General features: G+C 64.5%; 27 protein-coding genes and 3 tRNA genes. 14 read left to right on the forward strand and 16 right to left on the reverse strand.

The window, feature by feature from the left end; genetic code table 11:
- From gltX to QFZ42_RS04295, 4 genes are all read left to right on the forward strand, one after another.
- Nucleotides 1-1,389, forward strand: coding sequence for a glutamate--tRNA ligase (gene gltX / locus QFZ42_RS04280; RefSeq protein WP_307699761.1), 1,389 nt, complete (start codon nucleotides 1-3; stop codon nucleotides 1,387-1,389).
- A gap of 36 nt (nucleotides 1,390-1,425) precedes the next feature.
- Nucleotides 1,426-1,501: transfer RNA gene (locus tag QFZ42_RS04285), tRNA-Ala, on the forward strand.
- A 54-nt stretch (nucleotides 1,502-1,555) separates the two neighbouring features.
- Nucleotides 1,556-1,631 (forward strand) — tRNA-Glu (locus tag QFZ42_RS04290).
- A 69-nt stretch (nucleotides 1,632-1,700) separates the two neighbouring features.
- A tRNA-Asp gene (locus tag QFZ42_RS04295) sits at nucleotides 1,701-1,777 on the forward strand.
- Nucleotides 1,778-2,093: 316 nt separating this feature from the next.
- On the opposite strand, the gene QFZ42_RS04300 is transcribed toward QFZ42_RS04295, so the two are convergent.
- Entirely contained in the window at nucleotides 2,094-2,312 is a 219-nt protein-coding gene (locus QFZ42_RS04300; RefSeq protein WP_307699762.1) for a hypothetical protein, read from the reverse strand.
- A gap of 359 nt (nucleotides 2,313-2,671) precedes the next feature.
- Nucleotides 2,672-3,583, reverse strand: coding sequence for an AraC family transcriptional regulator (locus QFZ42_RS04305; RefSeq protein WP_307699763.1), 912 nt, complete (start codon nucleotides 3,581-3,583; stop codon nucleotides 2,672-2,674).
- 186 nt (nucleotides 3,584-3,769) lie between these two features.
- On the opposite strand from QFZ42_RS04305, the gene QFZ42_RS04310 reads away from it, so the two are divergent.
- Nucleotides 3,770-4,378 (forward strand): nuclear transport factor 2 family protein, encoded by a 609-nt coding sequence (locus QFZ42_RS04310; protein WP_307699764.1) that lies wholly within the window; start codon nucleotides 3,770-3,772, stop codon nucleotides 4,376-4,378.
- A gap of 89 nt (nucleotides 4,379-4,467) precedes the next feature.
- Nucleotides 4,468-5,310 (forward strand): SDR family oxidoreductase, encoded by an 843-nt coding sequence (locus tag QFZ42_RS04315; RefSeq protein ID WP_307699765.1) that lies wholly within the window; start codon nucleotides 4,468-4,470, stop codon nucleotides 5,308-5,310.
- A 306-nt stretch (nucleotides 5,311-5,616) separates the two neighbouring features.
- On the opposite strand, the gene QFZ42_RS04320 is transcribed toward QFZ42_RS04315, so the two are convergent.
- Together QFZ42_RS04320 and QFZ42_RS04325 are read right to left on the reverse strand one after the other, a co-directional pair.
- The gene (locus QFZ42_RS04320) at nucleotides 5,617-6,024 is read right to left on the reverse strand and encodes a nuclear transport factor 2 family protein (RefSeq protein ID WP_307699766.1); all 408 of its coding nucleotides are present in this window, start codon (nucleotides 6,022-6,024) and stop codon (nucleotides 5,617-5,619) included.
- On the reverse strand, nucleotides 6,021-7,643 hold the full coding sequence (locus tag QFZ42_RS04325) for a bifunctional 3-(3-hydroxy-phenyl)propionate/3-hydroxycinnamic acid hydroxylase (protein ID WP_307699767.1): 1,623 nt from the start codon (nucleotides 7,641-7,643) through the stop codon (nucleotides 6,021-6,023). Before QFZ42_RS04325 ends, QFZ42_RS04320 begins: the two co-directional genes overlap by 4 nt.
- 136 nt (nucleotides 7,644-7,779) lie before the next feature.
- Between QFZ42_RS04325 and QFZ42_RS04330 the strand changes: the two genes are divergently transcribed.
- The 3 genes from QFZ42_RS04330 (at nucleotide 7,780) to QFZ42_RS04340 (ending at nucleotide 10,269) form a co-directional block, all read left to right on the forward strand.
- Complete coding sequence (locus QFZ42_RS04330) at nucleotides 7,780-8,889, forward strand: alcohol dehydrogenase catalytic domain-containing protein (RefSeq protein WP_307699768.1); 1,110 nt, start codon at nucleotides 7,780-7,782, stop codon at nucleotides 8,887-8,889.
- A 9-nt stretch (nucleotides 8,890-8,898) separates the two neighbouring features.
- Nucleotides 8,899-9,441, forward strand: coding sequence for a cupin domain-containing protein (locus QFZ42_RS04335; protein ID WP_307699769.1), 543 nt, complete (start codon nucleotides 8,899-8,901; stop codon nucleotides 9,439-9,441).
- Between the two features lie 102 nt (nucleotides 9,442-9,543).
- Nucleotides 9,544-10,269 carry a GntR family transcriptional regulator gene (locus tag QFZ42_RS04340; protein WP_307699770.1) on the forward strand — a complete coding sequence of 242 codons (726 nt, stop codon included), beginning with the start codon at nucleotides 9,544-9,546 and terminating at the stop codon, nucleotides 10,267-10,269.
- Here QFZ42_RS04340 and QFZ42_RS04345 read toward each other — a convergent pair.
- The 6 genes from QFZ42_RS04345 to QFZ42_RS04370 form a co-directional block, all read right to left on the reverse strand.
- Nucleotides 10,266-11,339, reverse strand: coding sequence for a transketolase family protein (locus tag QFZ42_RS04345; RefSeq protein ID WP_307699771.1), 1,074 nt, complete (start codon nucleotides 11,337-11,339; stop codon nucleotides 10,266-10,268). The two genes, QFZ42_RS04340 and QFZ42_RS04345, sit on opposite strands and share 4 nt — an antisense overlap.
- Nucleotides 11,336-12,172: a transketolase gene (locus QFZ42_RS04350; RefSeq protein WP_307699772.1), complete on the reverse strand. Its 837-nt coding sequence runs from the start codon at nucleotides 12,170-12,172 to the stop codon at nucleotides 11,336-11,338. Before QFZ42_RS04350 ends, QFZ42_RS04345 begins: the two co-directional genes overlap by 4 nt.
- A gap of 40 nt (nucleotides 12,173-12,212) precedes the next feature.
- Nucleotides 12,213-13,472, reverse strand: a complete 1,260-nt coding sequence (locus QFZ42_RS04355; protein WP_307699773.1) for a TRAP transporter large permease — start codon at nucleotides 13,470-13,472, stop codon at nucleotides 12,213-12,215.
- 2 nt (nucleotides 13,473-13,474) lie between these two features.
- Nucleotides 13,475-13,987 carry a TRAP transporter small permease gene (locus QFZ42_RS04360; RefSeq protein ID WP_307699774.1) on the reverse strand — a complete coding sequence of 171 codons (513 nt, stop codon included), beginning with the start codon at nucleotides 13,985-13,987 and terminating at the stop codon, nucleotides 13,475-13,477.
- A gap of 124 nt (nucleotides 13,988-14,111) precedes the next feature.
- Nucleotides 14,112-15,089, reverse strand: a complete 978-nt coding sequence (locus QFZ42_RS04365; RefSeq protein ID WP_307699775.1) for a TRAP transporter substrate-binding protein — start codon at nucleotides 15,087-15,089, stop codon at nucleotides 14,112-14,114.
- 30 nt (nucleotides 15,090-15,119) lie between these two features.
- Nucleotides 15,120-15,869: an SDR family NAD(P)-dependent oxidoreductase gene (locus tag QFZ42_RS04370; RefSeq protein WP_307699776.1), complete on the reverse strand. Its 750-nt coding sequence runs from the start codon at nucleotides 15,867-15,869 to the stop codon at nucleotides 15,120-15,122.
- A gap of 114 nt (nucleotides 15,870-15,983) precedes the next feature.
- Between QFZ42_RS04370 and QFZ42_RS04375 the strand changes: the two genes are divergently transcribed.
- From QFZ42_RS04375 to QFZ42_RS04385, 3 genes are all read left to right on the forward strand, one after another.
- Nucleotides 15,984-16,892: a LysR substrate-binding domain-containing protein gene (locus QFZ42_RS04375; RefSeq protein WP_307699777.1), complete on the forward strand. Its 909-nt coding sequence runs from the start codon at nucleotides 15,984-15,986 to the stop codon at nucleotides 16,890-16,892.
- 566 nt (nucleotides 16,893-17,458) lie between these two features.
- A complete protein-coding gene (locus QFZ42_RS04380; RefSeq protein ID WP_307699778.1) occupies nucleotides 17,459-18,016 on the forward strand; it encodes a type 1 glutamine amidotransferase domain-containing protein in 558 nt (185 codons plus the stop codon).
- 19 nt (nucleotides 18,017-18,035) lie between these two features.
- A complete protein-coding gene (locus tag QFZ42_RS04385; RefSeq protein WP_307699779.1) occupies nucleotides 18,036-18,236 on the forward strand; it encodes a hypothetical protein in 201 nt (66 codons plus the stop codon).
- Between the two features lie 24 nt (nucleotides 18,237-18,260).
- On the opposite strand, the gene QFZ42_RS04390 is transcribed toward QFZ42_RS04385, so the two are convergent.
- The 3 genes from QFZ42_RS04390 to QFZ42_RS04400 form a co-directional block, all read right to left on the reverse strand.
- A complete protein-coding gene (locus QFZ42_RS04390; protein WP_307699780.1) occupies nucleotides 18,261-19,466 on the reverse strand; it encodes a phosphatase PAP2 family protein in 1,206 nt (401 codons plus the stop codon).
- 242 nt (nucleotides 19,467-19,708) lie between these two features.
- On the reverse strand, nucleotides 19,709-20,254 hold the full coding sequence (locus QFZ42_RS04395) for a flavin reductase family protein (RefSeq protein ID WP_307699781.1): 546 nt from the start codon (nucleotides 20,252-20,254) through the stop codon (nucleotides 19,709-19,711).
- 13 nt (nucleotides 20,255-20,267) lie between these two features.
- Nucleotides 20,268-21,533 carry an acyl-CoA dehydrogenase family protein gene (locus QFZ42_RS04400; protein WP_307699782.1) on the reverse strand — a complete coding sequence of 422 codons (1,266 nt, stop codon included), beginning with the start codon at nucleotides 21,531-21,533 and terminating at the stop codon, nucleotides 20,268-20,270.
- Between the two features lie 132 nt (nucleotides 21,534-21,665).
- Between QFZ42_RS04400 and QFZ42_RS04405 the strand changes: the two genes are divergently transcribed.
- A complete protein-coding gene (locus QFZ42_RS04405; protein WP_373423305.1) occupies nucleotides 21,666-22,202 on the forward strand; it encodes a MarR family winged helix-turn-helix transcriptional regulator in 537 nt (178 codons plus the stop codon).
- 22 nt (nucleotides 22,203-22,224) lie between these two features.
- Nucleotides 22,225-23,178, forward strand: a complete 954-nt coding sequence (locus tag QFZ42_RS04410; protein ID WP_307699783.1) for a LysR family transcriptional regulator — start codon at nucleotides 22,225-22,227, stop codon at nucleotides 23,176-23,178.
- Here the strand turns inward: QFZ42_RS04410 and QFZ42_RS04415 are convergent, their stop codons facing one another.
- From QFZ42_RS04415 to QFZ42_RS04425, 3 genes are read right to left on the reverse strand one after another with little or no spacing between them, the layout of a single operon-like run.
- Nucleotides 23,179-24,240, reverse strand: coding sequence for a maleylacetate reductase (locus QFZ42_RS04415; protein WP_307699784.1), 1,062 nt, complete (start codon nucleotides 24,238-24,240; stop codon nucleotides 23,179-23,181).
- A 4-nt stretch (nucleotides 24,241-24,244) separates the two neighbouring features.
- On the reverse strand, nucleotides 24,245-25,114 hold the full coding sequence (locus QFZ42_RS04420) for an intradiol ring-cleavage dioxygenase (RefSeq protein WP_307699785.1): 870 nt from the start codon (nucleotides 25,112-25,114) through the stop codon (nucleotides 24,245-24,247).
- A 30-nt stretch (nucleotides 25,115-25,144) separates the two neighbouring features.
- On the reverse strand, nucleotides 25,145-26,122 hold the full coding sequence (locus tag QFZ42_RS04425) for an amidohydrolase family protein (protein WP_307699786.1): 978 nt from the start codon (nucleotides 26,120-26,122) through the stop codon (nucleotides 25,145-25,147).
- Nucleotides 26,123-26,407: the final 285 nt, after the last annotated feature.

Genomic DNA, 26,407 nt, shown 5'->3' on the forward strand with positions numbered 1-26,407 from the left:
ATGACCGGCAAAGTTCGCACCCGCATCGCTCCGTCTCCCACCGGTTTTCTTCACCTGGGCACCGCGCGCACCGCGCTTTATTCGTGGGCCTATGCGCGCCATCACGGCGGCGAGTTCGTGCTGCGCATCGAAGACACCGACGTGGCCCGTTCCACGCAGGATTCGACCGACCAGATCCTGGCTTCGATGCACTGGCTCGGCCTGGACTACGACGAAGGCCCGATCTACCAGATGCAGCGCCTGGAGCGCTACCGCGAAGTCATCGCGCAGATGCTCGCGGCCGGCACCGCCTATCACTGCTATTGCACGCCGGCCGAGCTCGACGAAATGCGCGAGGCGCAGCGCGCGCGCGGCGAAAAAACGCTGTACGACCGCCGCTGGCGTCCCGAGCCGGGCAAGGTGCTTCCGCCCGTGCCCGAAGGCGTGCCGCCGGTGGTGCGCTTCTGCAATCCGCCCGAAGGCGACGTGACCTGGAACGACCTCGTCAAGGGCGAGATCACCATCAACAACCGCGAGATCGACGACCTCATCATCCTGCGGCCCGACGGTGTGCCGACCTACAACTTCGCGGTGGTGGTGGACGACTGGGACATGGCCATCACGCACGTGTTCCGCGGCGACGAGCACATCAACAACACGCCGTGGCAGATCAACATCTTTCGCGCACTGGGCGCGCCGCTGCCTGCGTTCGGCCATGTGCCGGTCATCCTCGGCGACGACGGACAGAAGCTCTCGAAGCGCCGCGGCGCCGTGAGCGTGACCGCGTACGAAGAGAACGGCTATCTGCCCGAAGCCATGCTCAACTATCTTGCGCGCCTCGGCTGGAGCCATGGCGACGACGAGCTCTTCACGCGCGAGCAGATGGTGAGCTGGTTCGACGGTTCGCACCTGTCGAAGAGCCCCGCGCAATGGGACGCCGCGAAGCTCGCGTGGGTCAATGCGCAGTACATCAAGGCCAAGGCCGATGCGGAGCTCGCACCGCTGGTGGCTGCGCAGCTGAAGAAGCGCGACATCGAGGCCGACGATCGCCTCGTCGCCATCTGCGCGCTCTTCAAGGACCGCTGCGAAACCACCGTCGCCCTGGCCGACTGGGCCGCCGCGTTCTACGCGGACGTCACGCCGAGTGAAGCCGATCGCATGCAGCACGTGACCGATGCCGTGAAGCCCGTCATCGCCACGCTGGCCGAGAAGCTCGCGGGCGTGCCCTGGGAAAAAGTTTCGATCGCAGCGGCCATCAAGGAAGTTCTGGCCGCGCATTCGGTGAAAATGCCTGTGTTGGCCATGCCGGTTCGCGTCCTCGTGATGGGAACACCGCAGACGCCATCCCTCGATTCGGTGCTCGCAATTTTTTCTCGTGAAAAAGTTGTGGAGCGTCTGAAAAGGGCCTGATTTTTCGGTCTATAATTCGAGGCTCGACACCCACACGGGGGTATAGCTCAGCTGGGAGAGCGCTTGCATGGCATGCAAGAGGTCATCGGTTCGATCCCGTTTACCTCCACCATCAAAGTGTCGAGAAGAAGATAAGTGCTGATCTCAGCACGGTTCCTAAGGTTTTGACCCTATCGTCTAGAGGCCTAGGACACCACCCTTTCACGGTGGCTACCGGGGTTCGAATCCCCGTAGGGTCGCCAGTTTCATGCAAGTGAAGCAGGCACGAGTTGTCAACACTCGGCTCCGCAAGGAGTGAACGTTGTCTACCAGGAGTGGTAGTTCAGTTGGTTAGAATACCGGCCTGTCACGCCGGGGGTCGCGGGTTCGAGTCCCGTCCACTCCGCCAGATTCTCGTTAGAAATCAATGGGTTGCACGCTTCAGCTTGCAGCCCATTTTGGTTTTTGGAATCTGATGCGGGTACTTTGGAATATGCCGGCCGCTCGTTGTCGTATGGGTGGTACTCGTTGTCGTGCCACTCCCGGCACTCTGCGCCGCAGGCATCGGCGCATTCCGGGTGCATCCGGTTGGTGAACCATCCATCATCGACCGACTTCCACATTTGATGCAGGTCGCCCTTGGCGATTGCCTCGCCGCACCATGCGCACTGATGCTGCTTCCTGGCCCGGATCGTTTCCGTGTTGGTGCAAAACATGGTTGCCCTTCAGCCCGCAGGCGTTGCCTTCTTCGATTTGCTTCGGTCGTAATGCTTAGCCAGCATCGCATCGCTGCTATGCAGTAGGGCATCCTTGGTGTCCTTGTCCCCACGCTGCTGCTTGTCCGTCGTGCCCTTGGGCCGGCAGTCTTGCAGCGAGAACTTCGCGAACGGCATCTTCCGCTTCTTGGCCTCCGCGATGCATTCGCGCATCAGGTCTTCGAGCATCGCCTTCCATCCGCCCTTGGTGTACGGCTCCTTGGTACCGAGCTTGAGGGCACAGATTCGAACGATGTTCTAGTCAACTACGTCTTCCCAAGCAACGCGCCGGAGTACCACGCGTTCCATCATCGACGCACCGGGGCGGAAGCGAATTTGCTGGCCTTCCTGCCATGCGTCCACGCGACTGAGGACACATTGGGACATGTCATCTACTTCGCGATGAACTTCGACCAACTGGAACCTCACCGGATCTCGATACATGCGGTCCACAGGCTGCTCGTGGATGGTCCATTGAAGACCGAGGTTCAAGCCATGCTAGACAATGCCGATCTAAGGTATGTAGCGGCTTTGGAGGGCAAAACTTCTTACGCGAGGCGCATTCGCCTGACGTCTTCTCGCGGCGATGCTCCAAACAGCCGGCTGTACTCGCGGCTGAACTGGGAAGGGCTTTCGTAGCCGACAAGCCCGCCGGCTCTGCCTGCGTCGATGTTCTGGCTCAGCATCATTTGACGAGCCTCCTGCAGTCTCAATTGCTTCTGGTACTGAAGAGGGCTTGTGCCGGTGATGGATCGGAAGTGCTGCCGAAAGGTCGACGGGCTCATGTGCGCACGCGCGGCGAATTCGTTCATGTTGAGCGGCTGCTTGAAATTCTGCTTGAGCCAGACGACCGCCTTGGCGATCTGCTGACCGGGCGATCCGTTCAAGGCCAGATGCTGGAGCCGGGGCCCATGCGGCCCGGCCATGAGACGAACCGTGATCTCCCGTTGGATCAAGGGTGCGAGTTGCGGAACGAGCGCCGGCTCAGCGAGAAGATTGACCAATCTGACGAGCGCCTCCATGAGAGGCGCATCCAGACGCTCGACGGCGATGGACCGACCTGATGGCCGGCGCGGCGGCGGCAATCGCATCTCCGCCGCGACCTGTGCGATATCGAGAGCGTCGAGGGTTAGCACCAGCGCAAGCACCGGCTCGTGCACGCTGGCTCGCGTCACATGAGAGATCACCGGCAGGTCCACCGTCGTCAGCAATGCTTGGCCCGGGCCGTAATCGATGACCTCCTCATCAAGCAAGACCCGCTTGCCCCCTTGCGCGACGACGGCTAGACCGAGGTGGTAAATGCAGGGGAGCGGCTCGGTCGGGGCTTTCCGGCGGTAGAGCAACAGAGAGGGGATGGCCGTTGCGTAGTCGCCGTCGGACGCTGCGACGGCCGCAACCGCGCGAGCCAGCTGGTTCGAGGCCTGGGCCGTGGGCTTGTTGGATGAGAGGCCACTGTCCATGGGAATTTCCTCCGGTTATCGGGGTCGCCCCATCCTAGCCCTGGCCTCGCACCACATCGGCCATTTCGACGGAATGCCGTCATTTCAGGCAAGAACCTCAGCAGATCCGGCGAGACGTTGCTCCGGAATTTCTCGACACTGAACTTCTATTTTGTAGACAACGGGCCTGGCCCAGGAGCAACGATCATGTCATCCGAAGATCATCACGTTTTTCACCAGCCGCGGAATGATGTTCCGAGCGGAGCGGGCCGTGGCAAGTTAGGTCGCCGGGATCTCGGCGCCGCAGGGATGGCCTTCATTGCGGCTTCGTGCATGACGTTGTCTTCCGCTGGGCAGGCTCAGCAACAGGAGCAGCGAACACGCATGTCACGAAACCGCGCGACGCTCGAGCGCTACTACAGCGCGCTTCAGCACAAGAACGCCGACGAACTCCGCAGCGCGATCAAGGAGGGCTTCGCGCCCGACGCGGTCTTGCGGATTTCAGACTCGTTGCCGTACGGCGGTACGCATGCCGGTCGGCAAGTCATTCTCACGATGCTCATGGGATTCGTGACAACCACGGAACCAATCATCAGGCCCGAGCAAATCAAGATCGAACAAATGGTCGAGGAAGGCGACTCCATCGTCGCCAAAGCGGTCTTCCCATGGCTGGCGCCCGGCGCCCGCGAGCCGATTCCGATGTCGGCATACGAGTGGTTCACGTTCCGCGGCGGGCGCGTCTCCGAAATGGTGGTGAGCTACTGGGATACCGCCGCATGCCTCGCCGCCATGAAGGCCGCCGGAGCCAAGTCCTGAGCCAGGTCGAAGGCACTGCGGGGCGTGGTATTGAACTGAACGAGCCCCACGGGTGAATCCGCCCCGACAGCACTTACTGGAGATACAAGATGACTGAGAAAAAGGTTTGGCTCGTCACAGGCGCAGGCCGTGGGATGGGCGTCGACATTGTCCAGGCAGCCCTCGCCGCAGGCCACGCGGTGGTCGCGACCGGACGCAACGCAGAGGCGGTGAGAAAGGTATTGGGCGACGCCGCAGACTTGCTGGTGGTCAAGCTCGACGTGACCAAACCAGAGGATGCCGAGGCCGCTGCAGTGGCCGCCGTCGAGCGCTTCGGTCACATCGATGTTCTCGTCAACAACGCGGGCAACTTCTACGCGGGCTTCTTCGAAGAACTGCCGGACGCAGATTTCAGAGCCCAGATCGAAACCAATCTGTTTGGTCCGATCAATGTCACGCGTGCCGTGCTCCCCATCATGCGTGCTCGCCGCACCGGCCTTGTAGTGACGATTTCCTCGCTCGCGGGCATCACTGGCCAACCCTTCATATCGGCGTATGCGGCTGCAAAGTTCGGCCTCGAAGGATGGATGGAGTCGCTGGCACCGGAAATCGAGCCCTTCGGAATTCGCACCATGATCGTGGCGCCTGGCTACTTCCGCACCGACCTCCTGACGGAAGAGTCGACGAAGTACCCAACGCCATCGATCGACGACTACGCAAAGACGACGCGCGAGACGGTCGAGGCCTGGAAGGGGATGAATGGTCGGCAAGGGGGCGATCCCGCCAAGCTTGCCGATGCATTGGTGAGCCTGGCTGGTGCGGCCACCCCGCCGCTGCGCTGGCCTGCGGGCGCCGATGCGGTTGAGGCCTTCGAGCAGAAGGCGCGCCTGCTCCAGATGCAGGCCGACGCGCACCGCAAGCTTTCAGCGGCGCTGGGGCACACCCCAGCGTAGTCCTGGCTGCGGCGTTTTCTCTCAGTGCCCGCGGGTCACGATCCCTCTCACTGACAGGCACCACCCAACGCGGCCGACGATGAAAAAACTTGAGATGGATGCTGAGAAAGACGGACCGACGTCGCTCCGCCGTGAGCTCCTGGTCGATGGCGCAGCCACCGCAGGCTCTGTGGCTGCCCCCGCGGGAACAACACCGGGCTGCTCCGGGTGCCGAATTCCCGATGGCGAGGATCACACGTCGCCCGGCCTTGCAGGCTTCTCCTCATGGCCGCCTTCGAGGGGTCGGTGAACCTTCGCAGGCGCTCTTCAAGTGACGCTCATCTCCAGCGGCGTCGTCTGGAAAGCCAGTTGCCGCCAGCGTCCTTCCTCATGGGTCCAGACCTGCATGATGCGGGAATCGATGCGCACCGTGCCGCTGCCGTTTTTGCGGACGGCCACGAGCAACTGGCGTCCGGTCATCAGTGCCGAAGTGCCCAGCACCCGGACCTTCAGGTCGGAACGATCGATCTGCCGGTACTCGACGTGCGTTCCGCCGGAGCGGAAGTAGCTGTCGTAGTCGTCGACCTGGCCCTTGGCGTGAACGTGCGTGAGACTGGGGTGCAGGATCTCGCGCAGCCGGGCGAAGTCGCCGCGCTTCATCGCGTCGCAGCGCTGCGCTTCCAGGTCGAGAAGGAGGGCTTCGGCGTCCGGAGCCGCAGTGGGAGTGGTCGTCATGAGAGTTTTCCTGAAGGAGAGCATGGAGCGGCCTCGATGGCGATATTCATTTGCTTGCAGGCGCGCCGCAGCAAGCCGGTGATCCCGGCGGCATCGGCCGCCACGCCATGAACGATGCGGTCGGGCCGGACAAGCGCGGCACGGCAGCCGTGCTGCGCGTACCAGCGCGCCAGCAGTCCGTCTGCTTCCGTGAGCGCGAGCACGTCGTCGGCCGGGGAGGGGCCGCCGCCGATGCAGACGGTTTGCGCACGCAGTGCCGTCAGCGCACCCAGCCATGGCTGCATCTCCGACGCGGTGGGCACGCCGAGCAGCACGAGCAGGAAACCCGGTGGCACGAGGTCGTCCATCATTTGCGCCTCGCCCACCGCGCCCATGCGGACCATGGGCTGGGGAAACGGCGTGCCCGCGGGCGCTTGATCGGTATCGATCAGGCCGTGCCGTATGCCCGGCAGCAGGCTCTGGCGCAACTGCATCCGGACCTCGTTGCCCTGCTGCTCGCGCAACCTGCGGTCACGTTCCGCCGCGCGCGCCGGGTCCCGCTCGCAGATGATTTTTCCGAGCCGCTTGACGGTGGCGGTGACTTCCTCCACCTGGGGCCCGCGCTCGGTGCCGTAGCTGTCGAGCAGGCTGTCGGGCGCATGGCCGTCCAGCACCCAGCCGAGCTTCCAGGCCAGATTGGTGGCATCGCGCAGACCCTGGCACATGCCCTGGGCCAGAAAGGGCGGCATCTGGTGCGCGCTGTCTCCGGCGAGCAGGATCGGTCCTGTTCGCCATTGCTCCAGCACGACGGCATGGAAGCGGTAGGTGGCTGCGCGCCAGATCCGTGCCTCCGCAGGGGCGAGCCAGCGGGCCAGCAGGTTCCAGATCGCATCGTGCGGCATGTCGCGCTGCTCGGCTTCGTGCGGCAGCAGCAGAAACTCCCAGCGCCTATGTGTTCCGGGCCCGACCACGTAGGTGCAGGGCCGCGACGGATCGCAGTACTGGATGTTGGTGGCCGGCAGGTCCGCCAGCTTGGACTCGTTCACATGCATGTCGACGACGATCCAAGGCTCGTCGAAATCGAGGCTCTTGAGGCGCAGGCCGAGCCGTTTGCGCGTCGGGCTGGTGCCGCCGTCGCATGCCACGACATAGCGTGCGCGCACCGGCGCGGCATCGCCGTCCGGCGCCCGCACCGTCAGCACGGCGCCTTCGCCGGACGCCTGGACCTCCGTCACCTCGTGGCCCAGATGAACCTGCACCGTCGGCAGTTTCCCGACCGCATGCCGCAGCGACGCTTCGAGCGCCGGTTGGTTGAAGGTATAGGAGGGCGCCCACGCAAGCGGATACGGCGCCGGCCCCATGTCGAAATGCTGGATCGGCTCGCCGTCGCATCCCTGGTAGAGGGTCGGGCGGTACGGCGTGATGTCCGCGGCCAACGCGCCGGCAATGCCGATCTGCTGAAAGGTTCGCATCGCCTCGTGGTCCAGCGCGAAGGCGCGGGGCAGCGGATAGATCTGATCCGACTTGTCGAAAACCGCGACCCGCCGCCCCTGGCGGCCCAGCAGCGCCGCGAGCGACGCGCCCACGGGACCGAAGCCGATGATGGCCACTTCGAAGGCATCGTTGTCGGGATGGATCATGTGTTCATCGTGCAATAAAAGTCATATTGTGCATAAAAACTAAAAAAATGCATTCAGGGTTCGACCCGATGCGCGAGGATGGGCGAGGCAGAAAATGCACAAAGACGAGCTTATGCATTTTTAAAAGGAGACAAGCATGTCGATGATGAAAGCAGCCCGGCTGTACAAGGTGGGCGCACCCATGGAGATCGAGCAGCTGCCCATTCCCCAGCCCGCGGCCAACGATGTGCAGGTGCGCGTCAGGTCGTGCGGCATCGTGCCGAACCTGGGCAACATCCTGGCCAACTGGACCACCTGGTTCCCGGAGTTGCCGCTGCCGCCCCTGCCGGCCGTCTTCGGCCTCGATCCGGCGGGCGAAGTGACGGCGGTGGGCTCGCACGTGCACGCCTGGAAGCCGGGCGACCGGGTCTACGTCAACCCCAGCCTCTACTGCGGCGGGTGCCGGGCCTGCCGCAACGGCGACCTGATCAATTGCACGCACTACGCCTTCAGCGGCTACTTCGGCTTTTCGGAGAACTCGCTCAAGCTCTACAAGAACTACCCCAACGGCGGCCTGGCCGAGTACATGATCGCGCCGCAGTATGCGTTGGTGAAGCTGCCGGACAATGTGAGCTTCAACCAGGCCGCGCGCTTCGGCTATCTCGGCACCATGTACTCCGCGATGCGCAAGGCGGGCATCGGCCCCGGCAAGAGCATGCTGGTCAACGGCATCAGCGGAACCCTGGGCATCGGCGGCGCGCTCTTCGGCCTGGCCATGGGTGCCACGCGCATTCTGGGCACCGGCCGCAACCGGGAGCTGCTCGCCCGCGTGAAGGCGCTGGCACCCGAGCGCATCGAAGTCTTTTCGAATGCAGAGGGCGAGGCGATCGACCGCTGGGTCAAGTCGCGGACCGAGGGCCTGGGCGTGGACGCTTTCTTCGACGCGCTGGGACCGGGCGCCTCGCACGAGACGCTGCAGCAAGGCGTGCGTTCGCTCAAGCGGGGAGGGCGCGCCTACAACATCGGAGCCATCGCGGGGATGGTCGGCATGGACCTCCACACGATGATGGACGAGCAGCAGAGCATCGAGGGCTCGGCCTGGTTCACCGCGGGCGAAGGGCAGGACATCGCGGATATGGCCGAGGCCGGCACCCTGGACCTGTCTGTCTTCGAGCACGTGTGCCATCCGCTCGACCGCATCAACGAGGCCATTTCCGGCATTGCAAGCCGCAACGGCGGCTTCAGCAACTTCGTCATCAACCCCTGAGAGGCCGCCATGAAAGTCAGACGTGTGGTGGCGGGGACAGCGGCCGACGGCCGCTCCCGGGTATTTCAGGACGCACGGGCGCCGAGGGCGGTCGAGTTCGACAGCGTGCCGGGCTTTGCGGCCACGCTGCTGTGGGCAACCTCGGCCCATGAGCAGCTTGCCCCGGGAGCGCCGCGCGACCGCACCGAGGCGGCCGGCTTCGCGCCGGGGCAGGGGGAATCGGTCCTGATGTTCGTGACCTTTCCGCCCGACGCGGTGATGATGCGCGCCGACTTCGACGGCGCGGCATTCGGCGCGGAGTTCGCACAAAAGGTGCCCGGCCTGGCCGAAACCTTCGAGATCGATCATCCCGGCATGCACACCACCGAGAGCATCGACTACGACGTGGTGCTGGAAGGCGAGATCACGCTGGAGCTGGACGATGGCGCGCAGGTCACGCTGCGCAGGCACGACGTTGCCGTGCAGCACGGCAACCGCCACGCCTGGCGCAACCTGAGCGACAAGCCCGCAACCATGCTGTTCGTCCTCATGGGGGCGAGGCGCGCGGGCTGAGCCGTGAACTGTCGGGGCTGCGGCGCGGCCCTCTTCTCGGCCGCTGCCGCCTCAGGCGCCGCCCGCAATGCTATCGACTCCTGTTTCATGAGGCGCGAGTTTATGCATAAAATTGAAATGATGTACAAAAATGACATGCCTGCCGCACGGGCGCTTCCGCTGGTCGACCAGGCCTTCCTTCGGTTGCGCCAGGACGTGCTGTCGGGCACCTACGGGGCTGGGGCCAAGCTCAAGCTGGACGAGCTTCAAACCGCCTACGGCTTTTCCAGCAGCCCGTTGCGCGAAGCGCTCAGCCGGCTCGCGCAGGAGGGGCTGATCCGCGCCGACGAACGCCGGGGCTTCAGGGTTGCGGACATCTCGGCGGAGGACCTGGCGGACATCAGCCGGATGCGCCTCATGCTCGACATCCCCGCGCTGCGGGAATCGATTGCCAACGGCGACGACGCATGGGAAGCCCTCGTGGTCGGCGCCTTCCACCGCCTGGAGAAAGTCGAAGGCCGGCTCAGCGACGGGCCGGTCGTGCTCGACGACAACTGGACCCAGGTCCACACGGCGTTCCATGCCGCGCTGATTGCGGCCTGCCCGTCGGAGCGCATGCGCTCGTGGAGCGCGAGCCTGTTCGACCAGGCGGAGCGCTACCGCCGCTATTCGGCGCGCTTTCGCAAGACGGCCCGGCGCAAATCGGCCGAGCACCGCAAGATCATGGAAGCCACCTTGCGGCGCGATGCGAAGACGGCCTGCGCGCTGCTGGAAGAACACATTCTCAGCACCCAACGCAATGTCACGGCGGTGCTCGGCACGCCGGCCGGCCGCGCGGGCCGAAGCTAAAGCCCAGCCGAACTGAAACGGCCGCGTACAGGCGGTGTGCAAGTTTTTGGTGAGCAGCCGATCCATCCGCGAACGCGCGCCGCCATGGCGCTCGTGGAAATGCCATAGCGTTCGTGGAGTGTCGGCAGGGCCCCGGCGTCAAGAAAGGCGTCGGGCAACGCGATCTGCCGGAACGCTCGGGCCACCCCGTTTCGCATGAGCAGGCTCGCGACGGCTTCGCCAAGGCCACCGATCACCGAATGGTTCTCAGCGACGACGACCAAGCGGTCGAGCCGTTTCACCTCCGCGAGCAGGGTCGCATCGTCCAGCGGCTTGATCGTCGGAACATGCAGCACGGCGACATCCACATTGTCTGCGCGCAACTCGTCGGCCATCTCAAGGGAGCGCATGGTCATGAAGCCGCTCGAGACGACGAGCACATCGCGCCCATCGCGCAGGAGCTTGGCCTTGCCGAGTTCGAACTTGTAGTCGTATTCGTCCAGCACCAGAGGCACCTGGCCCCGTGGCAGCCGCATGTAGACCGGCCCCTGGTGCGCCGCGATCTGCGGCACCGCCTGCTCGATGTCGAGTGCATCGCAAGGGTCGACGATAGTCATGCCCGGAATGCCGCGCATCAGTGCCAGGTCCTCGGTCGCCTGATGGCTCGGCCCATAGCCGGTCGTAAGCCCGGGCAGCGCGCAGCACAGCTTCACGTTGAGGTTTTCTTCCGCGATCACCTGATGCACGAAATCGAAGGCGCGGCGCGTGCCGAACACCGCGTAGGTGGTGGCAAAGGGCACGAAGCCTTCTTTGGCGAATCCGCCAGCGGCGGCCATGAGCAACTGCTCCGCCATTCCCATCTGGAAGAAGCGCTCGGGATAGGCGTGCGCGAAGAGGTGCAGGTCGGTGTACTTGGCAAGATCGGCCGTGAGGCCGACGATCTCGGACCGCGATTCCGCCAGGTCGACCAGCGCCTTGCCGAACGGTGCCGCCTTGACGCGCTGCCCTTCGGACGCGATCGAGGCGATCATCGCCGAGGTCTTCAGACGCGGTTTTTTTGCGACGTTGGCGATCGTGTGGCTCGTATTCATGCTGCGGCTCCTTGCGCTTGGTCGAGGTGATCGATGGCCTGTTGCCATTCCGGTGGATCGACCCGTATGAAGTGGTTCTTCTCGCGTTGCTCGAGGAAGGGAACACCCTTGCCCATCAGCGTGTCGCAGAGAATCACCCGCGGCCTCGCCTCGGGCAACGCACGCGCTGTGTCGAATGCGGCCTTGACGGACGGAAGATCATTGCCGTCGACGCGCTGCACGTGCCAACCGAAGGCGGCCCATTTGTCGACAAGCGGCTCGAAGGCCATGACCTTGGACGACGGGCCGTCAGCCTGCTGGTTGTTGATGTCGACCAGGCAGATCAGGTTGGAAAGGCCATGGTGGCTGGCCGCCATCGCCGCTTCCCATGTCGAGCCTTCGTCCAGTTCGCCGTCGGACATCGAGTTGTAGACGAAGGCCGGGTTGCGCTTGAGCCGAAGGGCCAACGCCATGCCCACCGCGATCGGCAAGCCCTGGCCTAGCGAGCCGCCGGACATCTCCATGCCTGGCGTGTAAGTCGCCATGCCGGACATCGGAAGGCGGCTGTCGTCGCTGCCGTAGGTTTCCAGTTCCTCTTCGGGGAGGATTCCGGCCTCGATCAATGCCGCATAGAACGCGATGGCGTAGTGCCCGTGCGAAAGCAGGAAGCGGTCCCGCGCTTCCCATTGGGGATCGTCGGGCCGGTACGTCATCGCATGGCCGTACGCAATGGCCAGAACGTCGGCATAGCCGAGAGCCTGGCCGACGTAGCCCTGGCCTTGCACCTCGCCCATGCGCAGGGCATAGCGCCGAATGCGGTAGGCACGCTCGGAAAGAGGGAGTTGATCAGACATGATGATCCTTCTTGAAAGATGGAAGAAAGGGGAGAGCGCTTCAGCGAATCGTGAGCCAGGGCAGGTACGCAAAGCCCAGCAGCAGCCCGATCGCGACGAAGTAGAACGGGATCAACTCCTTCACGACGTCCCCGATGCGCACCTTGGCGATGGTGCTGGTGATGAACAGTGTGGTTCCTATCGGCGGGTGATAGAGGCCGATCGAAAGGTTGACGATCATCATGATCCCGAGCTGCACGGTGTCCATTCCGACGGCCGCGGCGAGCGGCACGAACATGGGCGTGAGCAGAAGCACGGCTGCGGGCAAGTCGATGAACATGCCCGTGGCGAGCATGATCAGGTTCATCGCCAGGATGATCAGCCAGGGCGACCGCAGCGTTTCCTTTGCAAAGCGCGTGAACTCCGCCGGCAACTGCTCGTAGGTCACGATCCAGCCAACGACGCTCGAGGCCATGATGATCAGGAGCACCACGCCGGTGGAGATTCCCGCCTCGACCGCCGCAGTCTTGACCTTCGCGAGCGTGAGATCCTTGTAGACCATCCCCGAGACGAGCAGCGCATACAGCGTGGACATCACGCTCACCTCGGTCGGTGTCGCGATGCCGAAGCGCAGGAAGACGATGATGAGCACTGGCATCATCAGCGCCGGGGCCGCTTGTGCGAGCAGCCGCCAGAACGCAGGCCATTCGAAAGGCGTCGTGTCGCGCGGGAAGTTTCTGCGTCGGCCCTGCACGTAGCACACCGCCATGAAGCCCGCGCACATCAGCAGCCCCGGCAAGATGCCCGCCACGAACAGCGCACCGATCGAGGCTCCCGATACCAGCGCATACACGATCATTGGAATGGACGGCGGGATCAGGATGTCGATCGTCGCTGCTGCAGCCAGCGTCCCGGCCGCGAACGGTGCCGGATAGCCCAGCTTCTTGAGCCAGGGGATCAGCATCGAGCCGATCGCCGACGCGTCGGCCACGGCCGAGCCGGAGACGCCGCCGAAGATGGTCGACGACAGAACCCCCACCTGGGCCGGGCCACCGTGAACGCGTCCGATCATCATCGACAGCAGGCTCACCAGGCTCTGGCCGAGGCGGCCGCTGACCATCAGCGCGCCCGTCATCATGAAGAAGGGAATGGCAATCAGCGGGAAGCTCTGTGTCTGCGAAATCATCTGCTCGACCGCAAGGTGCATGGGCACCTGGCCGATGATGAGAAGCCCGCCGACGGAGGCGAGGACCAGCGCGTGCGCAATGGGAATCGACAGCAGCGCGGTGACGATGAAGAGTCCAACGATGAGCGCGGTCATGGCTAGGCTCCGTGCGCAACGGCTTCGGAGTCGGGCTCATGGGTCCCGGCACTGCGCCACAGCGCTGGCAGCTTGCACAAGCTCACCATGCTCAGCAGAAAGAAGCCCAGCATCAAGGCCCACACGCTGACCGAGCTGGGAACCTGCAGCATGGGGCTGCGTTCGTCTGCGGCGATCTCCATCAGCGGCCAGGCCGCCACCGCCAGCGATCCATAGAGCGCCGCGACGGCCAGCGATCCGCCCGCCAGAACCCAGCGACGTGTCGCGCGCAGCTTCTGCGTGAACATGACGACCGCCATATGCGAGCCGTGCTGAGCCGCCAGAACGACGCCGGCCATGATCATCCAGGGGAACATGAGTTCCGGCAGCTCGGATGCCGAGGCGAGACTGGTTCCCGCGACGTAGCGCAGGCCCACGTTGATGCTCAGGATCAGGAAGACGACAGTCAGCGTCACATAGAGCATGCCGCGACACGCCGCGCTTATGCATCGGTCAAGAAAAAGAAGGAACGACATATCAATGCCCTCGAAGAAGGAAGGATGCGCGCGGAGGCGCTGTCATGAACTCGGGACGGCAGACTTCACCGCGACGCGACGCGTCAATGCGCTGCGCTGCGTAGTTCGTCTGCCTTCGGGTGCGCTACTGAGCTTGCTGGACGACCCGCTTGACAAAGTCGCCGGCCGGGCTCGCGGCCCATTTGGCGTAGACGGCTTTCGTCGCTTCGACGAAAGCCTTGCGATCCACCGCGTCGATCTGCACACCCTTGGCCTTCAGCTCGGTGGTCAGTTTTTCGTCGGCCTCCTTGGAGAGCTTTCGCTGCATCTGCGTCGCTTCGACCGCGGCTTCAGTGAAGATCTTCTGGTCCGCGGGACTCAGCCGCTCCCATGAACGCTTGCTCATCACGAAGGGGTTGGTTTCGTACTTGTGGCCTGTCAGCGAAAGATACTTCTGAACTTCGTAGAGCTTGGCTGACGCGATGTTGGTCAACGGGTTCTCCTGTCCGTCGACAACCCCCTGCTGGAGCGCCACGTACAGCTCCGAGAACTTGATCTGCTGCGCGTCTGCGCCGAGCGCCTGCATGATGTCCATGGTCATCGAGTCGGGCGGGGTTCGGATCTTCAGACCCTTGATGTCCGCCGGCGTCTTGATCGGCCGCTTGTTATTGGTGACGTGGCGGATGCCGTTGTCCCAGTAGCCGAGCACAACCATGCCCTTGGCGGCCGTCCGCTTGGACAGCTCTTCGCCCACGGGTCCGTCGAGCAGTTGCCAGGCCTTCTGGATGTCCGTGAACAGGAATGGCAGGCCCAGTGCTGCGTACTCCGGAACCACGTTGGCCATCGCGCCCTGGCTGTTGGCGGATATGTCCATGGTTCCCGAGCGCAGCGCAGTGATCATCGCGGCGTCGTCGCCGAGCTGCGCCGAATGCGCCACCTGGATCTCGAAGCGCCCGTTGGTCTTGGCCTTGATGGTTTCGGCGAACTTCACGGCTGCCTCATGCCGGGGATTGCCCGGCGCGGCGCCGTGGCCGAAGGTGAGCTTGGCGGGCGCCTGCGCGAAGGCAAGGCCGCCCGTGGCGATCCATGCGCCGACGAGGATGGCAAGGTTTCTGCGATTCATGGTTTGTCTCCGTTGTTGTGATGGGATGAATCAGTGGATCAGCATGCCGCCGTTCACGTCGAGCGTGATACCGGTGCAATAGCTCGACAGGTCGCTGGCGAGGAACAGGCATGCGCCGGCGACGTCTTCGGCGACGCCGATCCGCCCGAGCGGGATCTCGCCGGCGATCTGCGCCTTGCGCTCTTCGGTCAGCTTGCCCTTGCTGATGTCCGTGCCGATCAGCCCGGGCGTGATCGAGTTGACGCGGATGCCGTCGGTGCCGAGCTCACGCGCCATGGCGCGCGCAAGACCCAGCACGCCGGCCTTGGCGGCCGAGTAGTGGGGGCCTCCGAGAATCCCGCCGCCGCGTTGCGCAGAAACGGAAGAGATGCAGATGATCGAGCCGCTGCCTTGACGCTGCATGGCGGGAATCGCGGCCTGCGAGAAGAGCAGCGTGCCGCGCAGGCTGACGTCCAGCACGGCGTCGTAGTCGGCACCGGAGATGTCTATCGTCTTGCGCGGCTGCGTGATGCCCGCGTTGTTGACGAGGACGTCGAGCCGGCCGAACTTATCGAGCACGCGCGCTACCGCGGATTCGACTTCGAACTTGTTGGTGACGTCGGCAACCAGTCCCAGGTGGGCGTCGCCGAGCGTGGCAGCGACCTGCAGGGGTGCGGCGGCTTCAAGGTCGGTGATGACGACGCGGGCGCCTTGCGACGCCAGCAGGCGTGCAGTGGCAAACCCCAGGCCGTTGAGGCCGGCGCCTCCGGTGATGAGGGCGACGCGATCGGTAAGCAGCATGGACTGTCTCCGTGATAGTGATGTGCGGGTGGGTAACTATGGATGAAGGCACCCATGAGGACAAACGACACTTCGTCAGCGATAAGTGAATTGCGTTCATAAAGGGTTTACCCGATGAGGTCGTCGTTTCCCCCACTGAGTTGCCTGCTTGCCTTCGAGGCTGCGGCTCGGCGCGCGAGCTTCAGCGCGGCGGCCATCGAACTGCATCTGACGCCCTCGGCGGTGAGCCACCAGATCGCCAAGCTGGAGGAACTCCTCGCCGTGCGGCTGTTCGAGCGTTCGGGGCGCAGCATCGAGCTGAGCGAAGCCGGCCGCGAATACATGAGCCGTGTCTCCGGCGCGCTGGACGCGATCAGCTCGGCAACCGACAACGCGCGCAAGGGTGTTCGCAACGCCCTGTACGTTCATGCCGCGCCCAGTTTCGCGAGCCTGTGGCTCATGCCGCGACTGGCCGACTTCGCGCGGGCGCACCCCGGCATCGCACTCTCGCTGTCGTCGTCCGTCGTTCACTCCGACTTTGCGAGCGGGCAGGTCGACATCGACATCCGATACGGCGTACCGAACTGGCCGCATCTCAACGTGCAACCCGTGTTCGAGGAACGGATTCAGCCGATGGCGAGCCCGGCGTTCATCGAGAAGCATCGCATCGAGAAACCTGCAGACCTGCTGAACCTTCCGTTGATCCAGTCTGTGGTCAATATCGTGCAATGGGGGGATTGGTTCCGCAGCCGCAAGATCGTGTTCTCGAGCGGGCAGTTCGCATTCCGTTTCGATCGAACATCCATGGCCCTCGATGCCGCGGTGCAGGGCCTCGGGGTCGCCCTGGACAGCTCATCGGTGGCGGCGGGCCACCTTCACCAGGGCCGATTGAGGAAGGTCTTCGACGAGCGCTGGTGCCTGAAGGTTCATGCCCATTTCCTGGTCTGTCCTCAGCGCCACGTGCAGCGCAGCGAAGTGACGAACTTCATCGATTGGATGCGGGAACAGGCGGTCGAGCCGGAGAGAGCTGTGGCGCCAACTTGACTGCGGCCGCAAGGTTGCCTTTTATTTCTCATCGCCCGCAGCCAGACAGACCGCTTGAATCCGCCGCCGCCAACGTACTGAACGTGCCAGGTCTTGACCCGTCAATAGCAACGCGCAAGTACAGGCCACGGTCCACGGTGACCTTGTATTCCTTGTCAGTCGCCCTCAGCGCCTCGATGCCTCGTACGGTGATGTTTGCCATCTCACGTCCTAGCCTCGTCCTGAAAATCGGTGGATTTCAGTGTATTCAGGCGAACGGCTTTGGACGAGAAGAATGACCTAAGCTGATATTTTTAAAGGGGAATTTTTTGTCCGGAGACGTCCGGAGAATTCCCCCTCGGGGCCGCTGTCACGCCGGAGGTCGCGGGTTCGAGTCCCGTCCACTCCGCCAAACACAAGCCCCTGTAGCAGTTTCTGCGACAGGGGCTTTTTGTTGTGCGCTCCCGTCCTTGCGTAGCGCGACTTGTCTGACACCGGGAGCCGACACGTGCCGACCGGTTGGTGCGCAGGGGCCTGTAGCTTGGTTCCTTGGTCATGCACACCAACGCACCAACGAAAGGAATCACATGAACAAGCGCCAACTCGAAGGAATGAAGGTCGCCATTCTCGTGACGGACGGGTTCGAACAATCCGAGATGACCGATCCCCGCAAGGCCCTCGAGGCCGCGGGTGCGGAAACGAAGATCGTGTCGCCCCGGAACGACCGCGTGCGCGGCTGGAAGCACAGCGACCCGGCCGATGCCTTCACCGTCGACATTCCGCTTGCGCAAGCGGCCGCGCACGAGTTCGACGCGCTGCTGCTGCCCGGCGGCGTGATGAACCCCGACGCGCTGCGCATCAACGAGCCAGCGGTGGTTTTCGTGCAGGACTTCGTCAAGGCCCGCAAGCCGATTGCCGCCATCTGCCACGGTCCGTGGACGCTCATCGAGGCAAAGGCGGTCGAGGCTCGCACGATGACTTCGTGGCCTTCGCTGCGCACCGACCTCAAGAACGCCGGCGCCAAGTGGGTGGACGAAGAGGTGGTGGTCGATGGCAATCTGGTGACCAGCCGCAGCCCGAAGGACCTGCCGGCGTTCGACCGCGAAATGGTCCGGCTCTTTGCCGACGCCCACGCGCACGCATGACCGGGCCCGGCTTGCCGTCATGACTGTTCAATGGGACGAGCTGCGCATCGCGTATGAAGAGTGGCGCAGCCAGCGAGACAAATACGACCGGTGGATGACCGACATCGCCGCCGGCAAGCCGTACGACAAGTCGGCGCTGCAGCGCGACCTGGACGAGCTCGATGCGCTGCACAAGGTGTTCCTGCAGAAGGCCCTGCCATTCGTCCGGCCCAAGCCCTGAGTTCATCGCTCGCGGGACGGCGTCCTATGAACCGGCTCGCGCGGAAAGTGCCGCGCGCGTTGAACGCCCGGCGCCGTCGGCGCCCCGGTCCCTGCCCCACCTTGCCTGCGCGGTACCCAGCAACGCAAGAGCCGGCAGCGCCAGTTCCAGAAGCTCCTCGAAGCTGAGCATCAGATGGCGGGTCAGGCCTGCGGGGCTCTCGCCCAAGATGCGCTGATCGGCAAGCGCCGCGGGTACCTGGTCCAGAACGATCGCGGTCCCGATCACTGCGGCAAAGGTCAGCAGGGTGGTGGCTTCCGGTCGCCATTGCCATCCTGCGCGCAAGGCGTCGCGCGCGGACCAGGCGCGCCTTGCGAGCCACGCGCCGGCCACGGCGATGGGCGCGAAGATCAGGCCGCCGAGGTGCGCCAGGTGCCCATCCGCTTCGCGCGCGGCAAAGGCAACAAGCACGATGCAGATGGCCGTCCTGTCCAACCCCGAGAGCGATGCCACACGCACCGCCGCCAGGCATGCCGCCGCGGCAAGATACAGGAGAACCGTGCTGCTTTCGACCGGTCCGTCTTCCGCCAGGACCGCCGAACCGATCGACTCGGGCGTGTTCAATCCGATCCATGCCGCGGCGAAGCCGAACACCAGCACCAGCGAAGGCCCCGCCATGTCGGCACCCAATGCGCGCAGCGGCCACGCCAGCGCCGCGGCGGGTGCGCGGACGAACTCGCGCCCTGCAGCCTGCAGCGCAAGCAGTGTCCCGGCGATGCAGGCGCCCAACAGCGCACCTGCCGCAATGTCGAACGGAAAATGAATGCCGGCATAGATGCGCGACCACGCCGTGACGGTGGCCACGGCAAGAACCAGCAGCCCCACATCACGCAGCCCGCGCCGCAGCAGGAGCATGAACGCCATGGTGAACATCACCGTCGCGTGCGTGCTGGGCAGGCCGGCGCGCGCACCGTGCGGCACATGGGCGGGGCTCAGTCCCACCATGAAGGGGCGCGGCATACCGACGTAAGCCGCGATCTCGTGCGAGATCAACGAAGCCGCTGCTGCAGCGGCCAGCACCGCCAGCACACAGATGCACTGCGCAGGGCGGCGCCATGCCACCCACGCAAGAATGGCCGCGCATGCCCACGACGAGCCCCGCGCGATCGCCGATGCGAACCACAGCAGCGTGGGGGAGGGAGAGAAGCCCGCCGCGAGTGTGTCGAAGAGCGCGAGGTTGAGTGAATTCATCCGTCGGTATCAGAAAGAAACGGCGGCCTCGTTGCTGCGAGGACGTGAGTCCAGGCTCAATTTAGCATCCGTCCGGCTTGCCGCGCGGCATGTCCGACTGCTGGAGAAAGGATCAGCCGATGCGCTTGACATCGCACCAGCGCACCATGAACACGATGGGCCAAGCAGCGACCTGCATCAGGCTGTCGATCGAAACCGTCGGCCTGAAAGCAGCCTTCGCGGACCACGCCCTCGGGAGTGCGTCATCGGGGCCGCGCCAGGGTTTCGGCAAGTTCCCACAGCGACCCCATCTGCCCCGAATGAAAAAGCAAGGGCGGCGTGTCCGTCCGCGAGAAGCGGTCCACACGCCCGAGGATGATCGTGTGATCGCCCTCCCGATGGCGCGAGTAGGTCGAGCATTCGAAAGTCGCGACGCTCTCGATGAGCCTCGCACATCCGTTGGGCGCGGTCTCGAATGCGTCGGCGAAGCGTTCGAACTTGTCCGCCGCGGGCTTGGCGAAATGCCAGGCCAGGTCCCGCTGCCCGGCGGTCAGCACGCTGAGGTTGAACGGCCGTGCCGCAAGAAATGCATCGGCGCTGCGGGTGTCGTCGCGGATGCTCCACAGAATCAGCGGTGGATCCAGCGATACCGAAGCGAACGAGTTGATCGTCATGCCCTCGCGCTTGCCGTCGGGCGTCGTGGTGGTCACGAGGCACACCCCCGTGGGGAAGGCGCCGAGCGCCTGCCGCAGTTGGCGGGCATCGACCGTCTCGGCCGCATCGCCCGTAATGAGAGCCCAGGAGTACATGGCCGCGCCTCGATCAGTACTGGCCCTTGGGCTCGAGGCCGAGCAGGTACTGGCCCACCATCGAAGAGACCGCGTCCCAGTTGAGGCTGATGTGGCGCGAGATCGCATTCGTGTCGCGCCACATGCGCTGAATCGGCTGGTTCAGCGACAGGCCCGCGCCTCCCACGCTGGCGAACACCGCTTCGACGGCATCGCGCGAGAGGCGCGCGGCAAAAGCATGGTCGCGCCGATTGCGGATTCGTTGTTCGATGCTGATGACGTGCCCGTCGAGCGCCATCTGCTCCACCTGCGCGGTGTCGCGGTAGAGAAGAAGCCGCGCCGCATCGACGCTCGCCGAGGCCTCGGCCAGGCGCGACTGCACGGGAAAGAACTCGCTGAGCCGGCTTCCGCCTCCGGCGACGGCCCCCCGAGTCACCCGTGAGCTGGCCAGCTCGATCAGTTCGTCGACCGCGCCTTGCGCCGTGCCGATGATCGGCGACACGAGGCAGACCGGCACCGCCGAAAGAAAAGGGATGCGGTAGATCGGGTTCGTGTTGACCTTGGCGCCCGGCGGGGAGTTGGAGGAAGCCTCCGCGAATGTCAGCTTGCGGTGCCCCGGAATGAAGGTGGGCGTGTCGATGACGATCGCCTTCGATCCCGTGCCCGCCTGGCCGGCGACGTGCCAGTTGTCTTCGATCGACCAGTCCGATCGCGGCGCGAGCAGGAAGCCCGCGGTCGGCGGGGCGCCCTTTTCTTCGGGCGGAAACTGAACGCCCAGCAGGGCCCACTGCGAGTTGTCCACGTTGGACGCGAAGAGCCATTTGCCTTGCACGACGTAGCCGCCGTGGACCTTCTCGGCCATGGTCGCCGGGGCATACGAGCCGCAAACAATCGCGCTCGGGTCCTTGCGCCAGACGTCGTCCTGCGCCTCCTCCGGAAAGATCGCCACCAGCCACTGGTGGATGGCGCCCAGGGAGCAGCCCCACGACGACGAAGTGCAGCCCCGTGCCAGCTCGCTGACCACGTCGATGAAGGCGGTAAACCCGTACTCGTAGCCGCCATAGCGCGCAGGCTGCATCAGCCTGAAGAAGCCCGCGTCGTGGAACGCCTGCGTCGTTTCCTCGGACACGCGGCGGTCCTGTTCGGTGCGCTGGGCGCGGGCGCGAAGCATTGGAAGCAGATTGCTTGCAGATGCAGCTATTTTTTCGATCGGAGGCGCATCCTTCACGGGTGACTTTCGGCCTGGAGCGGGAAGGTCCACGCGGTCTAGCTGGGCAAACGGGTTCGCAGTGTCGGTCATGGTGGTCTCCAAATGATTTGGGGGAAGCGCGGCAAGGAAGGCTCGATTGAAGCTGATAAAACTTGCAAACGCAATTAAAAATGCTCGGAGTTTACGCTATATCGCAAGTGGATTTAGCCTGTAGCATTCAGCATGGCCAGAACAAAATCACCCGAGGAGAAGCCTCGGAAGGCACGCAAGGCTGACGCTGAAACGCTTCCAAAATTGAATGCAGCCGCAGATAAATCGGCAGATCACGACCTGGAGCGAGCCATTCCCTACCTGCTTGCACGCGCAGGTATGAGAATGGGCCAGTCGTTCAGCAAGGAACTCAAGCAGTTCAAGCTCTCGCTGACCGAGTGGCGCGTCTGCGTCGCGCTGCATCACAAGGCGCACCAGCGGCTTTCCGACCTCGCGTTGCATACCTCGACGGACCCCTCCACGCTGTCGCGGGTGGTCGACGGCCTTTTGCAGCGCGGCGTGCTGGTGCGCGATCGATCGGACGAGGATGCCCGCGCGCTCGCGCTGAGCCTGACCCCGGCGGGCCGCGATCTCACGTTGCGCATCATTCCGCTGGCCCAGGTGTACGAGCGCGTGTCGTTGTCGGGACTGAGCGTGGCGCAAGCCGAATCCCTCCGGGACATGCTTCGGATGGTCTACGACAACCTGGCGGTCCTGGACAACGAATGACGGCTTGACCGGAGACCGCGCGATGAACATCAACTCCATCGACCTGAATCTTTTCCTGGTGTTCCAGGCGATCTACGCCACGCGCAGCGTCACGCTCGCGGGCGACCGCCTCGGCATGACGCAGTCCGCGGTCAGCAACGCGCTCAAGCGCATGCGCGAACGCTTCAACGACGCGCTCTTCGTGCGGTCGACGGACGGCATGGTCCCCACCCCCGTCGCCGAGCGCCTGATCGCTCCGATCGAGGAAGGAATCGCCTGCCTGGTGCAGGCTGTCGACCAAGGCCGCACATTCGAGCCGGAGACTTCGAGCCGCACATTCCGGATCGCGGTCAACGACATCGGGCAACTGGTCATGGTGCCCGAGCTGCTTTCGGTTGCGCGCGGCATCGCGCCCGGGGTCCGCTTCGAGACCGTGGACGTCTCCATGGCTGAAGCCCGGCAGCGAATGCTCCACGGACAGATCGACATCGCGCTGGGCAGCTGGGAACCGATGGGACCGTCGTTTTACCAGCAGCGGCTGTTCGACGAGACATTCGTCGTGTTGATGTCGAAGGCGTCCTCGCTGGGCGCCTTCGAGAGCATCGAGCTCGACGACTATCTCGCGGCGGAACACATCGCGTACCGGCCTCAGGGAACCACCGACTCGCAGCTCCAGCAAACCCTGGACAGGGCGGGCGCGCTCGATCGGCGGCAGGTTGTTCTCACCGCCGCCCACTCGCTGGGCCTGTCGTCGATCGTCGCCACGTCGGGCCTGCTGCTGACCGCGCCGGCTCGCCTCGCCAAGGCGATGGTGGCGTCACGCGCGGATCTGCACAGCGTCGACGCCCCCTTCGCGGTCACGCCCTTCGAAATTCGCCAGCAGTGGCACGAGCGGTTTCATCAAGACAGCGGCAACCGCTGGCTGCGCGAGCTGATCTTCGGTCTCTTTCATGAACGATCGAGCCGCGAACCTGCACCGCAAGCGCGGAACAAGTGATCAAGGCGTGGGCGGCGCGCCTTCGAGTGCGTGGTCCAGCAAGGCGCGCAGCGCCACTCGCTCGAGCGGCCGCGGGTTCGGGTACTGATTCGCCGCTGCCAGTTCGGCCGCTTGTTCGAGCCCGTCGGCGGGCATGCCGATCGCCCTCAGCGACACGGGGGCGCCATGCGTTCTTGCCAGTTCGAAAATCCCAGTGGGCGCGTCCGCGACGCCCAGCGCCTTCGCAATGCGGGCCATGGCTTCGGGCGCCGCGTCCGCGTTGTACCGGAGCGCATGCGGAAGAACCACCGTATGCACCTGCGCATGCGGCAGGTCGAACGTGCCGCCCAGCGTGTGGCACAGCTTGTGGTGCAGGCCCATCGACACGGCACCGAGCACCGTGCCGCACAGCCAGGCGCCGTAGAGGGCCAGGCTGCGCGCCGGCAGATCGCGCGGATTGTCCCGGAGTGGCTGCAGCGACGCCGCGCAAGCGCGGATTCCCTCTTCGGCCATCAACGAGATCACCGGATTTCCATCGTGCGCGTACAGGCCTTCCGCGGCATGCGCCATGGCATTGATCGCGCTCGTGACCGTCAGGTCCATGGGCAGCGACAGCGTGAGCTTGGGGTCGTACACCACCACGCGCGGAAGCACGCGCGGGTCGCGGCCGGTCTTCTTGAGGCCTGCTTCCGTGATGCCGTAGATGGGCGTCACTTCGCTTCCCGCATACGTCGTCGGCACGGCGATGATCGGCAGGCCCGCCTCCAGCGCGATGGCCTTGCCGAGCCCGATGGTGGAGCCGCCGCCGATCGCCAGCGCACAGTCGGCCTTGAGCTCCGAAGCCAGTGCGCGTGCCTTGCGCGCGGTCTCGACCGGCACGTGCATGACCGCTTCATCGAAGATCAACGCGATGCGGCCGGGAAGCCGGTCGGCTATGGCTTGCGCCTGATCGCGCTGGCCGGGCGTGCACAGGACGAGCGCACGCCTGGCGCCCAGGCGTTCGATTTCCGCCGGAAGCTGGTCGATGCTGTCGGGGCCGAAAACAATGCGCGAGGGGTTCGCGGTGTAGACGAAGCGGTTCATGCCTCTAGTCTTTCGGTGCCTTGTTCAGGACGAAGTCGTAGTCGAGTGTGTAGAAAGGCACCTCCACGCGCGTTCCGTCGGGAGCGATGCCGGGTTCGTGGCGCTTCCAGTCGGCGATGAGGGAGGAGCGCACGCCGAACACGGCGTCCGAGTTCAGGTAGCTGCCTCCTGCGCGGAACACATGGGTGATAAGCGTCTGGTAGCCCGGCGCCTTGATCATGAAATGCAGGTGCGCGGGACGCCACGGATGGCGGCCGAGTTTCTCCAGCATCTGGCCGACCGGTCCGTCATGGGGAATCGCGTAGGGCACGGCCACGATGGATTTGAAGTGATAGCGCCCGTCCTCCAGGCTGGCCAGATGGCCTCGGCCCTGTGCATGGTCCAGCTCGGGGCGCTGCACGTCGTACCAGCCTTCATCGTCGGATTGCCAGACGTCGATGCTCGCGTCGGCGATCGGCTCGCCGCCGATGCCTCGGATGGTTCCTCCGACGAAGCAGGGTTCACCGCTCGCGCCGTTGGAGATGTCGTCGCCGTTGTCGTACGCCGGGGCATCGGGTACGTAGAAGGGCCCGAAGACGGTCGCCTCGGTGCATCCGGTGGGGCGCCGGTTGCACTGCGCGGTGACGAGCGTCGAAAGACCCAGCACGTCGGACAACAAGATGAACTCCTGGCGCTTGTCGTCCGTGATCTTTCCGACACCCGTCAGAAAGTCGATGCCGCGGGACCACTCGGTTTCGGTGAGCTGCACCTCGCGCGCGAAGTCGTGAAGATGCCGCACCAGGCTGTCCATCACGGTCTTCAGGCGCGGATCGAGCGTTGCGCTGTGCGCCTTCAAGGCCGCGCTGGTGATGGTCCATTCGTCGATGTCGATCATTCGTGTCGTGCCTTTCCGCGCGATCCGGGATCAGGCCAGCTTGAACAGCGACAACGCGTTCGTGCGGCCGATCTTCTTCCGGTCGGCCTCGCTGATGCTGGTGTCGTTGAACCAGTTCGACGCGTGGTCGACGTTCTCGAACGGCCAGTCGGTCGAGAAAAGAATTCGGTCCGATCCGACTTCCAGCATCGCATCGATCAGTGTCTGGGTGCGGAAGTTGCCGGAGGTCGTCAGATAGAAGTTGTCGTGGAAGTAGTCGCAAAGCTTGCGCTTGGCCGGATAGCCCTTGGGCGCCTCGACCCAGGCGTTGCGGTGATCGACTCTCCACATGTTGTAGGGCAGCCCTTCGCCCAGGTGGCCCAGAATGATCTTGAGGCCGGGATGGCGATCGAAGAGGCCGCACGCCATGAGGCGCAGCGCATGTACGGCGGTTTCCTGTGCAAAGGCCCATGTGGGGCCGAGCAGCCAGGGGTGGCCTTCATAGATCTGCGACCAGCTCGCGAGCGGATTGCGCGGGTGCAGATAGAACGGCGCGTCGAGCCGCTCGGCCGCGGCCCAGAACGGCGCGTACTGCGGCGCGTCGTAGTAGACGGCGTTCTCGGGCGTGCCGACCTGCGAGAAGCCATTGACCAGCGCGCCGCGGAAGCCGAGCTCGGTCATGCAGCGCTCGAGTTCCCGGGTTGCCTTTTCAGGATCCTGCATCGGCAAGGCGGCGAATGCCTGAAAGCGGTCGGGCCGCCTCGCGACCTGCTCGGCCAGAAAGTCGTTGGCCCGGACCGAAAGCTCATAGGCCTTTTGGGGATCGGGCACTGCCTGAACGGCGGGCGCGTTCAGCGACAGGATCATCATCTCCATGCCGTGCGCGTCCATCTGGCGCAACCGGCCTTCATGGGTGTCGAGGAGCCGGGCGCTGAGCTCCTTCCAATAGGCTCCCGGCACGAAGCCGGCCGAGTCCTGCAGCGTTTCGGGAATCGCAAAGTGCTCCTCGAGCCCGATCTTTCCTTGCATGCCTGTTCTCCTTCGTGCGGCGCGAGCCGCGAATGCGTGATGTCATGACGGCGCCGGATCGGCCGCTGCCTGGTTGCTGAATCTACGGAGGCCCCGCGGCGCGGTCTAACGAAATTCGGTGATAGCGCGCATTCGCCAGGCGCATGGGAGCGCGCCGGCACGGGGTGGAAGTTCCCTCGGCGCGGAGGGCGGTGATGTGGGAAGACCCGCCCCAACATTTCCAGGCTGCATGGGGCCTATCCAAAAAATGCGTTGGACCGGGCGCGGCAGCGTCCTCATCATCGG

The organism is Variovorax paradoxus, assembly GCF_030815855.1.
Lineage (GTDB): Bacteria > Pseudomonadota > Gammaproteobacteria > Burkholderiales > Burkholderiaceae_C > Variovorax > Variovorax paradoxus_M.